We start from the raw sequence: 13443 nt of genomic DNA on the forward strand, positions 1-13443 counted from the left end.
GTATGACAAGAAGCATTAGGGTCTGTGGCAGACTAATGTCACAGGCCTCTTTCTTTTATTTGAAAAAAAGAACAAACAACATTATCTGGAAAAACCACTATTTCTAGACAACTTTTTAGAAACAAAGGAGAGAAAACCATGGTACGTTACAAAGCAATCATTGCATACGACGGAACAAATTTCAATGGGTTCCAGAAACAGCCAAATGGACGTACTGTTCAAGAAGAAGTAGAAAAAACATTACAAAAAATGGCAAATGGGAAAGAAATCACGGTCTTTGGTTCGGGAAGGACAGATGCCGGAGTACATGCAATCGGGCAAGTGATCCATTTTGATTATCCAGAAGAACGCCCGTTAGAACGAATGCGTTTTGCGTTAGATACCCAGTCACCAGAGGATATCGCTGTAAGACAAGTAGAAATCGTTTCAGAAGAATTCCATGCAAGATATTTGGTCAAAGAAAAAACTTATCAATTTCGAGTGGATATAGGCAAGCCACGCAGTCCCTTTCGACGTCATTATGCCAGTTATTATCCTTACCCACTTGATTTGGGAAAAATCCAGCGGGCGCTACCTGATTTATTGGGGACCCACGATTTCACCTCTTTTTGTGCATCAGGAAGCTCGATAGAGGATAAAGTACGTACGATCTATGAGGCTAAGATGGAGGTCAATGAAACAAAAGACGAACTGTTGTTTACTTTTAGAGGAAATGGCTTCTTGTATAAGATGATACGTATCTTAGTAGGAACGCTATTGAAAATTGGTAATGGCCGATTGCCTGAAGATAGTATCCCAGCGATTATTGCGAAAAAAGATCGTAATGCAGCAGGACCTACAGCACACCCTGAAGGACTTTATTTGTATGAAGTGAAATATGAATAAGAGGTTGTAAAAAAGCTGTCTTACATCAAGCAATAAGAACAGCCAAACCAAAATAGCTCCTCGTATTTTTCGTTTGGTTGGGCTTATTGCCGCAGATGCAAGTTTTTGAACACCGTTTAAGGAAGAGGTTGTGAGCCTGCCGTTTAACTCTGAGTCACAAGAAACAATTTCAAAAAACAGCTTCTCACGTTTGATGAATATCGCGACTTGTGAACGAAGCATGGATAAGTGAACCTTCTTTTTGCCACACTACTTTTTTGTAACCAAAAAACGATGGAACGTTGTTTTGATTGCCCTTGATGCGGACAGTCTGAACAGGTTCCATCGTTTCTTTATTTTCTTCGTCTTCTTCTGTGTGTATTTCGCGGTTTTTCTTCTATTGTTGGATCAATCGTGCCATAAAAGGGGCGATTGCGGTCAAGGTACCAGACATAAAGAATAAACAATGCAATACATAGTACAAAAAGGATTGCACCTATCATAAATCCTTCAGGCAAGTAGCTGAAAGTAACCGTGTGTTTACCTGCTGGAACTTTTAGCATCAAGAATGCGTTTTTGAAGTTGCTGACTTTGACTGGCTTCCCATCGATCTCGGCTTTCCATCCTTTGTCGTAAGGAATAGTTGTCACCAACATAGAATCTTCTGCGGTATCTACAGTTCCAGAAGCTTTTCTGCCAGAGGCTTCCATTTCGACACCTTTTTCTTTGATCTGATTCATTGCGGCTTGATAGGCTACAACATCTAGACCAACGACTTTCGGCTCCATGAAACTTACTTCTTTCGTCCCATAAAAACTTGCAGTAAATGTCACCGTTGTCTCTTGGGGGTAATAGCCAAGATCATAGTATTGTCCAGAAATATTGATTTGCGTTTTCCTTGATGTACCATTGACAGTGATCGTTGCACTAGAACTTTCTAATTGTGCAAAATTGGTTGGGAATAAGCTTAAGTAAGCTTGTGTATTTGCAGGTACATGGACTTCCCATGTGAGCTCTTTCGGTTGATTATCTGCCGTCTCTGAATAAGTCACGCCAGTCGTTGTTTTTGTGATCGTCGTATTTAACTGATTCTTCAAAGTAGGCGTATAGAATGTAAAATACTGTTCATTTAGACCAGATAATGTATTGATCAAGTTTGTCTGACTAGTTAAATTATCTGTTACGGGCTGCTCAATATCATTAACGGATAACGGTGCGGTAAATGCCAGTGGCAATGCATTGACATTCTGATACAGTGTATAGTCGCCGCTTTGACCAGCTTGGCGGAAGCCATATTTGCTGAACGTGCTTTCGTTCTTAGAAATGTTGTATTTGATTCCTGTAAAGCCATCCATCAGCAAAGTATTATTATTGTAGCGGATATTCAAATTTGTTCCTCTTGAACGGAACCCTAATGTATCCAGATAAGAGGAAGAATTACGATTTCTTATAGAAGAAAACAAGCTGATGCCGCTGTAACCGTAGTTGATCGAATCATTTGGCGATACCGGATCCAGATTTTCCAAGCGGTAAAACGAGTCAGAATCTTCTTTTGTTTCATTTACAAGAGCTTTCAAGTCAGGATAAGGATCCGTATACAAACTGCGGGAAGCATAATTCCAATCATCAAGGATACCATGGATCATGCTGTTCGTATTGACTAATGCCTCAGCGGACATGATCAATAACAACAATATACTTAGATGGTTGAAGGAAAGTTTTTTATGCTGATAAAATCCCACAGCAAAAGCATAGATCCCTAAGAAAACAACTGTCAATACAAAGGAAGTCATCGTCACATAGGTGTAGCTTCCTTCAGGTTTGATGCCCCATGCCACCGCAAAGAGAGCAGCTACGACCAAAATGATTCCTAACAACAGCCCACGATCGTCTTGTTCTATCCTTTCCCATCCTTTTCCTGCAAGCAGGAGAACTAAGAAAGAGAATAGATAGGCATAACGGAATAAAAACATATTCGGTGCATGCATACCATGCCAAAACAAATTCAATGGAACAAGATAAAAACTTGCGATAAGTATGGCGAAAAGACCACCGTACAAAAACTTATTTTTCAACGGTACTTTCCGACTGGCAAAATAAAACAAGCAAAGGACCAGCGGAAGCAGACCTGCGTAAATGAACGGAATCGAACCGTATTTTGTTGTGTCATAAACACCAATCATGTTTTTCATGATCAGATCCAGATAAGAAGTCGCTTCTGTTTTCAACGTAGTGATTTGACTCAATGCTTCGCCATTTGACCGAAGATCCAGTACTGCTGGCAATACAATGATCATTGAAGCGCCGCCTGCCAGTAAAGAAGTGATCCCATAAGGAACAATCGATTTTTTGTATTCTGACCAGTTTGTCAATAGACGAGCAATAAAATATAAGAAAGAAAAGACACCAATCATGAAGCCCATATAAAAACTGGATAGAAACAAGAGCAAATAGCTGATGAATAAAAGTTTCGGCCGTTTCAGATCCATGACACGATGAATCCCCAAAATCACTAATGGAAGATAAACAAAAGCATCCAGCCACATGATGATCTCCGAATGTGCAGTAATGAATGAGATCAATGCGTAACTGACGCTAAGTGCAACATGCCCCCAGCGAGGAATCTTGAACGTGCGTGCAAGAAACCAAAAAGCTAATCCGGCACAGCCGACTTTAAGCAAAGTCAGAACATAAAGTGCATCTGGCATCATCTGGTTTGGAAAGAAGAAAACCAGTGGCGTGAAGATCCCGCCGAGATAATAAGAAATCAAAGACAGATAATTCAAGCCCAGAGAAGCATTCCATGTATAGAAAATACTTTGCTTTCCAAGAAGGACATTTCGGAAGCTTGCATGAAAATTAGAAAATTGTGAAAAGGCATCACTTGCCAAAATACTTCTGCTGCTCCCGGGATAGATCCCGATACTTAGATAAACAAGTGCTAAAATCAAAAACGGAATCAGGAAACTAGCTGCTGCGTAGCGTCCGTTTTCTCTAAAAAATGACTTTAAGTTTTTTTTCATATTTATTTTCCACCAAATTTCTATGAAGTTGTATTTAGTTTATCATATCCTTGTTTTTCTCTGCTTAAAAAGAGTCTAGTTTTCATAAAAAAATAAAATTTGGGAATAAATAACTTCATAATTTGTTCGTATAACAAAAATAAACACAAAAAAAGGGGAGGAATCAAAAATTCCACCCGCCAAAATTTTTATTAAATAAAAAACCGTTCACTATCTGAACGGTCCAAGTATCATTCAATTAAACGCGTTCAACTTTTCCTGATTTCAAAGCACGAGTTGACACCCAAACTTTTTTAGGTTTTCCGTCGACCATAACGCGAACTTTTTGTAAGTTAGGTTTAACAGTACGTTTTGTTGAGTTCATAGCGTGTGAACGGTTGTTTCCACTTTTTGTCTTGCGACCTGTAAAGTAACAAACTTTTGCCATGGTAATTTCCTCCTTTGCCTTGATTTGGAGCAATAGAATAATTCAGCTCATACCAGACTAACATATCATATAGATTGGAAATTTGCAAGTACATTTTCATGGATACAATTGACATTTATGAAGAATAATTGTAAATTAAACAGGGTTATACCTGAAATTTTGCAAGGTTTTTGAGTACTTTGGGTAACTGCCTTTTATTTCAAGTTGCGCTATGATAAAATATGATAGAAGAAAAATGGGAGTATTTTACCCGTTAAGGAGGCTCATTCATGGCTGTAAAAATTCAAACGTCAGCTGGAACCATTGAAATTACCAATGATGTAATTGCAACAGTTGTTGGTGGCGCCGCGACAGATGTGTTCGGTGTTGTAGGAATGGCCAGCAAAAATCAAATTAAAGATAATATTACTGAGATTTTGCGTAAAGAAAATTACTCAAGAGGAGTAGTTGTCCGCCAAGAAGATAATGGTATTGCTGTAGATGTTTATACGATTATCAGCTATGGTACGAAAATCTCTGAAGTTTCTCGCAACGTCCAAGAAAAAGTGAAATACAATCTAGAGGCATTATTAGGCGTAGCTGCCAATTCAGTTAATGTCTTTGTACAAGGTGTTCGTGTACTGCCAGACTAGGCAGGAGACTGGCTGATAACTCAGCAGTCGATCTGAAGGAGGATTATCTAGGTGAGTGTAACAGAAATAAGTGCAAGCCAGTTCCAGGAAATGGTGCAGGCTGGTGCGAATCGTCTGCAAGTAAATGCAGAATACGTCAATTCATTAAATGTATTCCCTGTGCCAGATGGCGATACGGGAACAAATATGAATCTATCTATGACTAGTGGAGCGAAGGCAGTAGTAGATTCAACCTCAGAAAAAGTAGGAGAATTAGCAGCAATGCTTTCAAAAGGATTGCTGATGGGTGCGCGCGGAAATTCCGGCGTTATTTTGTCTCAATTGTTCCGAGGATTTTCTAAGCAAATTCCAGATGTTGTCTCATTAAATGCTTCTGATCTTGCTGCAGCATTCACTCATGGTGTTGAAACTGCGTATAAAGCAGTAATGAAACCAGTAGAAGGAACGATTTTGACAGTAGCTAGAGAAGCAGCAAAAGCTGGAGAAAAGAAAGCGAAGAGTACAGACGATGTCGTTGAAGTGATGACAGCTGTTGTAAAAGGAGCAAAACGTGCTTTAGCTAAAACCCCAGACTTGCTTCCAGTCCTAAAAGAAGTCGGTGTTGTAGACAGTGGAGGACAAGGATTACTGTTTGTTTATGAGGGCTTTTTAAGCGCATTGAATGGAGAATTCCAAGCGGATGAAACATATGAACCTTCTCCAGCAGAAATGGATGATATGGTCAATGCAGAGCACCATCGCAGTGTCCAAGGACAAATGGCGACAGAAGATATCCATTTTGGTTATTGTACAGAGATCATGGTGAAAATCGGTGAAGGACCTACTGTTGATAGCACGTTCGACTACGAAGAATTCCGTAACTATTTAGATGGTATTGGAGATTCTTTACTTGTGGTCAATGATGACGAGATCATCAAAGTCCACGTGCATACAGAAAACCCAGGAGAAGTCTTGAACTATGGACAAAAATTCGGTTCATTAGTCAAAATCAAAGTCGACAACATGCGCTTGCAGCATGAGACGATTTTGGAACACGATGAAGAAGTGAACGAGTTTGCGAAAAAAGAAACACCACGTATCCCGTATGGTATCGTAGCAATCGCTGCTGGTAAAGGCGTCCAAGAGCTGTTTGAAAGTTTAGGCGCTAATTATGTTATCAGTGGTGGGCAAACAATGAACCCAAGTACGGAAGACATCGTTAAAGCCATCCAAGAAGTGAACGCAGATAAAGTGATTGTCTTACCGAACAACAAAAACATCTTCATGGCAGCTGATCAAGCGGCAGAAGTAGCAGATATCCCAGTAGCAGTTGTTCCTTCAAGAACGATTTCTCAAGGATTGACGGCTATGCTTTCATTCAATGATCAAGCTTCTTTAGAAGAAAACAAAGAAACGATGACAGAAATGTTGTCTAGCGTCGTAAGTGGTCAAGTCACTCACGCAATCAGAGATACCTCAATCGACGGTGTAGAGATCAAAGAAGGCGACTTTTTAGGCATGATCGATGGAAAAATCATGATCTCTAACCCAGATATCACAGCAACAGCGTTAAGTACACTAGAACAAATGATCAATGAGGACACAGAGATCGTAACGATCTTAGCAGGTGATGAAGGAACAGTTGAACAAGCAAATGAATTTGCTGAGAAACTAACAGAAAAACATCCTGATTTGGAAATCGAGATCCACCAAGGAGATCAGCCTGTCTATCCTTATCTATTTTCTGCTGAATAATTCCTGTGACAGAATATCTTTCTAACACAGTATTCATTCATAAAAGGCCTTCGGTTAGTGATCAGGTATGATCACTGACCAAGTCCTTTTTTTGTTAAAGGAGGGAGGAAAAAATATATGCGTTCTTTAGATGATCCAATCACTATGCTGGCAGGAGTCGGAGAAAAAAGAGCGGCTAGTCTTGCCAGCTTGGGCATCCAAACGATTGAAGACTTACTGACTTATTATCCTTTTCGCTACGAAGATATTCAGGAAAGAAATCTAAACGAGATCCAAGATCAAGAAAAGGTTACTTTGAAAGGAATCGTAGTCTCTCCTCCTGTGATGAATCGATTTGGTTATAAAAAAAGCCGATTGCAATTTCGAATGATGCAAGAACATGATGTGTTCAACGTTTCTTTTTTTAATCAACCTTATCTAAAAGAAAAAGTCATTTTATCGGAGGAAATCGCTGTATACGGTAAATGGGATGCAAAGCGTAAAGCCTTGAACGGGATGAAGATTTTAGGTTCTCAAACAATGGATGACTTTTCGCCGATATATCACGTCAACAAATCAATTCGTCAAACGACATTAGTTGATCTAATCAAAAAAGGGTTTCAAGAATACGGCACATTAATCGAAGAAAACCTGCCGAACAACCTTGTGGAGAAATATCGACTACTTGACCGAGCTTCTGCTGTAAGAAGTATGCACTTTCCGAAAAACCACGAAGAAAATCACCAAGCCAAACGACGTGTCGTTTTTGAAGAATTCTTTTTATTTCAAATGCGTCTTCAAGGATTGAAAAAAGCAGAAAAAGCAGAAACGAATGGCTTGGAGATCCTTTATGATGTCCAAAAATTAAAAGAATTTACTCAAAAGTTGCCTTTTGAACTGACAAATGCCCAAAAACGGGTAACGAATGAAATCTGTCGGGATCTTCGCAGTCCTCAACATATGCAGCGACTTTTGCAGGGAGATGTAGGTAGCGGAAAAACAGTGGTTGCCGCAATCGCATTATATGCCACCGTTACAGCGGGTTTCCAAGGTGCGTTGATGGTGCCTACCGAAATCTTGGCACAACAGCACATGGAAAGTTTGCAACAGCTGTTTGATCCCAATGAAGTAACGGTCGCATTGCTTACAGGGTCAACGAAAACAAAAGAACGACGGGAACTCCTTGAAAAACTAGAACGAGGAGAAATCAACGTCGTGATCGGTACACATGCATTGATCCAAGATGGAGTTGAATTTCAGAATTTAGGTCTAGTTATTACGGATGAACAGCACCGTTTTGGTGTGAATCAGCGGAAAGTCCTTCGTGAAAAAGGCTGGCGACCTGATGTCTTGTTTATGACAGCCACTCCGATCCCTAGAACGCTAGCTATCACAGCGTACGGTGAAATGGATGTATCGATCATTGATGAACTTCCAGCTGGACGTATCCCGATTGAAACACGCTGGGTAAGAACACCTCAATTAGACAGTGTACTGGATTGGACAAGGAAAGAACTGGCAAGAGGACATCAAATGTATGTCATCTGTCCACTGATCGAAGAATCAGAAGCATTAGACGTAAAAAACGCAGTGGAAATCTATGAAAAACTTCGTGAACTATTTGCACCAAAATATGAAGTTGGCTTGTTACATGGTAAAATGAAGAATCAGGAAAAAGAAGTGATCATGGAAGCTTTCAAAGATAACCAGATGCAGATATTAGTTTCTACTACGGTAATAGAAGTAGGGGTAAACGTGCCAAACGCAACCGTCATGCTGATTATGGATGCGGATCGATTTGGTTTGGCACAGCTGCATCAGCTTCGTGGACGTGTTGGACGCGGAAGTGATGCTTCCTACTGTATCTTAGTTGCTAATCCCAAAAATGAACTAGGCGTGGAGCGGATGAAAATCATGACAGAGACCACCAATGGTTTTGTACTAAGTGAAAAAGATCTGGAATTACGCGGTCCCGGTGAAGTATTCGGCTTCCGACAATCTGGTTTACCTCAATTTGCGATTGCTGACTTGGTGACAGATGGAAATGTTTTGGAGGTAGCCAGAGAAGAGGCTGCAGCTCTTTGGCAGATAAAGAATTGGCAGATGCTGCCTGAGTATCAGCCTCTAGCACAAAGCCTCCAGATAGAAAATCAGGATAATCGTTATTTCGATTAGCAGACTATGCTATACTTTATAATGATGATGGAAAAAGGAGTGGGAACAATGAAAATTGCCGTAGATGCAATGGGCGGAGATCACGCACCTCAAGCAATTGTAGAAGGCGTGGCTTTAGCGCAGCAAGATTTTCCAGAAGTAGAATTCTTACTTTACGGAAAAGAAGCAGAAATCAAGAAATACTTAATAAATGAAAAAAACATCACGATTATCCATACAGACGAAAAAATCAATAGTGATGATGAGCCAGTAAAAGCGATCCGACGGAAAAAGACTGCTTCAATGGTCCTTGCTGCACAAGCAGTGAAAAACGGCGAAGCGGATGCTATATTTTCAGCAGGGAATACAGGTGCGCTGCTAGCAGCGGGTTTATTCATCGTAGGACGTATCAAAAATATCGAACGCCCTGGCTTGATGTCTACCTTGCCAGTAGTAGGAAAAGAAGGTGCCGGTTTCGATATGCTGGATCTTGGCGCTAACGCAGAAAACAAACCAGAACATTTGTTGCAATACGGTATTTTAGGTTCTTTCTATGCCCGTAAAGTCCGAGGGATCGGACGTCCCCGCGTTGCTCTTTTAAACAACGGAACAGAAGCCACAAAAGGTAGTGAAGTGACGAAAAAAGCCTATGAACTTCTTCAGAATGAAACAAGTTTGAATTTCATTGGAAATGTAGAAGCGCGCGAGTTGCTCAATGGTGTGGCTGACGTAGTAGTCACAGATGGATTTACAGGCAATGCTGTTTTGAAATCCATTGAAGGAACGGCAATGAATATGATGGATCTATTAAAATCCGCTATTCTAAACGAAGGGATCAAAGGGAAAATGGGCGCCATGCTTTTAAAAGACGGCTTGCGTTCTTTAAAATCTGAAATGGATTATTCCAAACATGGCGGAGCTGTTTTGTTTGGCTTGAAAGCACCAGTCATTAAAACCCACGGAGCAACAGGTCCTGATGCTGTCCGCTATACGATCCGCCAAATCCACACGATGCTTGAAACAAATGTAGTAGGACAGTTAGTCGAACAATTTGAAAAAAGCGAAGAATAATATTCAGATAGCTGAGGCAATCCGGTTCGTTAAAAAAAGGTGGACATTCCTGAAAAATGTCAGTAAAATTAGCCATGGTGTAGGTAATTGACAAGTGTATGATTCTTGGAGGTGAAAAAGTTGACTCGCGAAGAAGTATTTAACAAAGTAGCGAAAATTATTTCAAATCATTTTGAGATAGATACCGATAAAGTGACGGATGAATTGAACATCAAAGATGATTTAAAAGCTGATTCAATTAGTATTATGGAGTTCGTTTTAGAACTTGAAGATGAATTCGGTACAGAAATTTCAGATGAAGACGCTGAACAAATTGAAACAGTTGGCGGCGCAGTAGATTATATCAGCAGCCATCTCAAATAATTTCAATAAAAGCAAAGAAGGATAAAAAGTTGCATACAACTTTTTATCCTTCTTTTTTTAATCTTTTTGACACGGAAAAGACATTTTTCTGATAATTCTGGCGATAATTAGAAATTATGTTGCAAAGTAAAGCGGTTTTCTATATAATTATTAATAATTCATTACACAAAGATAAGAATAACCTTTGTTATAAAACGCTTTATTCTGTGTAATGTTCTTTTTTTACTAAGAAAAACTTCCGTTTAGGAAGCAGAGAGGGGTATTCGATTGTCAGATAATCAATTATTAGAAGTTCAGAACCTACATACAGGCTTCCGACTCAAAGATGACTATTACGATGCAGTAGATGATGTTTCATTTACTTTAGACAAAAACGAGATCTTAGCAATCGTTGGGGAATCTGGGTGCGGGAAAAGTACATTAGCTACTACGATTATGGGATTACTTGATCCTAATAACACAAAAATTACAGGTGAAATTTTATATAACGATCTGAATTTAATCGAACTGAACGAAACGCTTTATAATAAAATCCGCGGAAATGATATCGGAATGATTTTCCAAGATCCGTTGTCTGCATTAAATCCTCTCATGAGAATCGAAGACCAGATCAAAGAAGGACTTTCCTATCACACAAAGATGAATGCAGAACAGCGTCAAGCTCGCGCACTGGAATTACTAGAACAAGTAGGGATTCCTAATCCAGCAAGAGTTGGACGTCAATATCCCCATGAATTATCAGGCGGTATGAGACAACGTGTCATCATCGCGATCGCAATCGCCTGCAAACCTCCAATCGTCATTGCAGATGAACCGACGACAGCCCTAGATGTAACCATCCAAGCCCAGATTCTTGATTTACTGAAAGATCTTCAGGAAGAAACAAAAACAGGGATCATCCTGATCACTCATGACTTAGGAGTCGTAGCAGAAATGGCTGATCGAGTGGCAGTGATGTACGGCGGACAGTTTGTTGAAGTAGCGGGTGTAAAAGAACTGTTTGATCATCCGAAACATCCTTATACGCGCTCTTTATTGAACTCTATACCTCAAGAAGGAAATCATGATGCAGAACTCCATGTGATCGAAGGTGTCGTTCCTTCTCTGAAAAACATGCCTCGTAAAGGGTGCCGATTTGCTCCACGTATTCCGTGGATACCAGCAAGTGACCACGAAGAAGATCCTATCCTTCATGAAGTCGCTCCGAACCATTTGGTACGTTGCTCTTGCTACAAGCATTTCCACTTTAGAGACGAAAAAGGAGAGGTGTAGATGACAGAATTAATCACAATCAAAGACCTGAAAGTTCATTACCCTATTCGCAGTGGATTCTTCAATCGAGTAACGGATCATGTATATGCTGTAGATGGTGTGGATTTTATTATCGAAAAAGGAAAGACATATGGTTTGGTGGGAGAGTCCGGTTCCGGAAAATCCACTACAGGAAAAGCAGTCGTTGGTTTAGAAAAGACGACAGCTGGACAAATCATGTATGAAGGAAAAGATGTAACGAAGCGAAGCAACCGAAAAAAAATGGGTTATAACAAAGACGTACAAATGATCTTCCAAGATTCAATGTCTAGTTTGAATCCTAAAAAACGAGTATTGGATATCATTGCAGAACCTATCCGAAATTTTGAACGGTTAAGCGATCAAGAAGAAAAGAAGAAGGTAAAAGGATTGCTAGATATCGTTGGGATGCCGGAAGATGCACTTTACAAATATCCTCATGAATTTTCAGGGGGACAACGCCAACGTCTAGGAGTAGCCCGCGCTGTTGCTACTAATCCAAAATTAATCGTGGCCGATGAACCGGTATCTGCTCTGGATCTATCTGTTCAAGCGCAAGTATTGAATTTCATGAAACGGATCCAGCAAGAATACGGTCTCAGCTATTTATTTATTTCTCATGATTTAGGTGTAGTAAAACATATGTGCGACAACATCGCAATTATGTACAAAGGTCGATTTGTAGAAATCGGTACAAGAGAGGACATTTATAATGACCCGCGCCACATCTATACGAAACGTCTGCTTTCAGCAATTCCGCAAATCGATGTAGAAAATCGGGAAAGCCACAAAGAAAATCGCCGAAAAGTAGAACAAGAGTATATCCAAAACCAAAGAGAATACTATGATGCGACTGGCCGAGTCTACGATTTGCGTACGATCACAACTACACATAAAGTGGCGTTGAAAGATGGAGGTGCGAGCTAATGTGGAAAACGATTCTGCGACGTGTTTTATTGATGATCCCGCAAGTTATTATTTTAAGTGTTCTGATCTTCTTATTAGCCCAAGCGATGCCAGGGGATCCATTTACTGGTTTGATCAACCCAAACCAAGATCCGGCAGTGATCGAACAAATGCGACAATCAGCTGGATTGAATGACCCATGGTATGTCCAGTACTTCCGTTGGATCGGAAATGCTTTGCAAGGCGATTTTGGTCAAAGTTTCTTATACAAACGCTCTGTTGCTGACCTAATCGGTGAACGGATCATCAACACGTTATATCTATCGATCTTGACAGTTGTCCTTACTTATTTGATTGCTGTGCCTCTAGGGATGCTAGCAGGCCGGTATCAAAATTCGATCTTGGATAAGATCGTCGTGATTTATAACTTCTTTAGTTTTGCTGTTCCGTTATTTATCTTCGGCTTGATCATGCTGTTTGTTTTTGGTTATCGTTTAGGCTGGTTCCCAACCAGCGGTTCTCAAACACTAGGTTTGCAAGGGGGATTTATCACTCAGTGGATAGATCGCTTGAAATATATTCTGCTACCATCGATTACCCAAGCATTTCTGGCGACTGCCGTTACGATCCAATATCTGCGAAGCGAAGTAATCGATTCGAAGTCGCTTGATTTTGTCAGAACAGCCCGTTCCAAAGGGGTACCGACGAATAAAGTATTCAGTAGACATATCTTCCGGAATGCAGCGTTGCCGATGGCTTCGCAAATGGGGTATGAAATCACTTCGTTGATTGCTGGTTCTGTAGTTATCGAAAAGATTTTTGGCTATCCAGGAGTCGGGAAACTATTTATTGACTCTATTGGTCAACGAGACTACACCGTGATCACATCCTTAGTATTGATTTTAGGAATCGCGACGCTAGTGGGGACATTACTGTCAGATATCATTATGAGTATCGTTGACCCGCGTATTCGGATTCAATAAAACCAATCAGAAAGGAG

At 40.2% G+C, this 13443-nt stretch carries 11 protein-coding genes; 9 read left to right on the top strand and 2 right to left on the bottom strand.

The features are described from left to right. Positions 1–138 precede the first annotated feature (138 nt). Positions 139–885: a tRNA pseudouridine(38-40) synthase TruA gene (truA, locus tag RWU19_RS09565; protein ID WP_002329759.1), complete on the top strand. Its 747-nt coding sequence runs from the start codon at positions 139–141 to the stop codon at positions 883–885. 332 nt (positions 886–1217) lie between these two features. Here the strand turns inward: truA and RWU19_RS09570 are convergent, their stop codons facing one another. Then, on the bottom strand, positions 1218–3887 hold the full coding sequence (locus tag RWU19_RS09570) for a YfhO family protein (protein ID WP_002329758.1): 2670 nt from the start codon (positions 3885–3887) through the stop codon (positions 1218–1220). A 238-nt stretch (positions 3888–4125) separates the two neighbouring features. Beyond that, on the bottom strand, positions 4126–4314 hold the full coding sequence (gene rpmB, locus RWU19_RS09575) for a 50S ribosomal protein L28 (protein WP_002290463.1): 189 nt from the start codon (positions 4312–4314) through the stop codon (positions 4126–4128). Between the two features lie 269 nt (positions 4315–4583). Between rpmB and RWU19_RS09580 the strand changes: the two genes are divergently transcribed. The 8 genes from RWU19_RS09580 to opp4B all read left to right on the top strand — a co-directional run bounded on the left by RWU19_RS09580 (position 4584) and on the right by opp4B (position 13426). Further along, positions 4584–4946 carry an Asp23/Gls24 family envelope stress response protein gene (locus RWU19_RS09580; RefSeq protein WP_002290464.1) on the top strand — a complete coding sequence of 121 codons (363 nt, stop codon included), beginning with the start codon at positions 4584–4586 and terminating at the stop codon, positions 4944–4946. 51 nt (positions 4947–4997) lie between these two features. Further along, entirely contained in the window at positions 4998–6680 is a 1683-nt protein-coding gene (locus RWU19_RS09585; protein WP_002290465.1) for a DAK2 domain-containing protein, read from the top strand. A gap of 117 nt (positions 6681–6797) precedes the next feature. Then, positions 6798–8834, top strand: a complete 2037-nt coding sequence (recG, locus tag RWU19_RS09590; RefSeq protein WP_002336161.1) for an ATP-dependent DNA helicase RecG — start codon at positions 6798–6800, stop codon at positions 8832–8834. A 48-nt stretch (positions 8835–8882) separates the two neighbouring features. Next, positions 8883–9884 carry a phosphate acyltransferase PlsX gene (plsX, locus tag RWU19_RS09595; protein WP_002315510.1) on the top strand — a complete coding sequence of 334 codons (1002 nt, stop codon included), beginning with the start codon at positions 8883–8885 and terminating at the stop codon, positions 9882–9884. 120 nt (positions 9885–10004) lie between these two features. After that, the gene (gene acpP, locus RWU19_RS09600) at positions 10005–10247 is read left to right on the top strand and encodes an acyl carrier protein (protein ID WP_002294295.1); all 243 of its coding nucleotides are present in this window, start codon (positions 10005–10007) and stop codon (positions 10245–10247) included. A gap of 267 nt (positions 10248–10514) precedes the next feature. Continuing rightward, on the top strand, positions 10515–11519 hold the full coding sequence (locus tag RWU19_RS09605) for an ABC transporter ATP-binding protein (protein ID WP_002309832.1): 1005 nt from the start codon (positions 10515–10517) through the stop codon (positions 11517–11519). After that, positions 11520–12464, top strand: a complete 945-nt coding sequence (locus tag RWU19_RS09610) for an ABC transporter ATP-binding protein (RefSeq protein WP_002309831.1) — start codon at positions 11520–11522, stop codon at positions 12462–12464. Continuing rightward, entirely contained in the window at positions 12464–13426 is a 963-nt protein-coding gene (gene opp4B, locus RWU19_RS09615; RefSeq protein WP_002290474.1) for an oligopeptide ABC transporter permease, read from the top strand. The genes RWU19_RS09610 and opp4B overlap by 1 nt, the downstream gene beginning before the upstream one ends. The last annotated feature ends 17 nt before the right edge of the window (positions 13427–13443 follow it).

This window comes from Enterococcus sp. 2STP, assembly GCF_032465635.1.
Classification (GTDB): domain Bacteria; phylum Bacillota; class Bacilli; order Lactobacillales; family Enterococcaceae; genus Enterococcus_B; species Enterococcus_B lactis.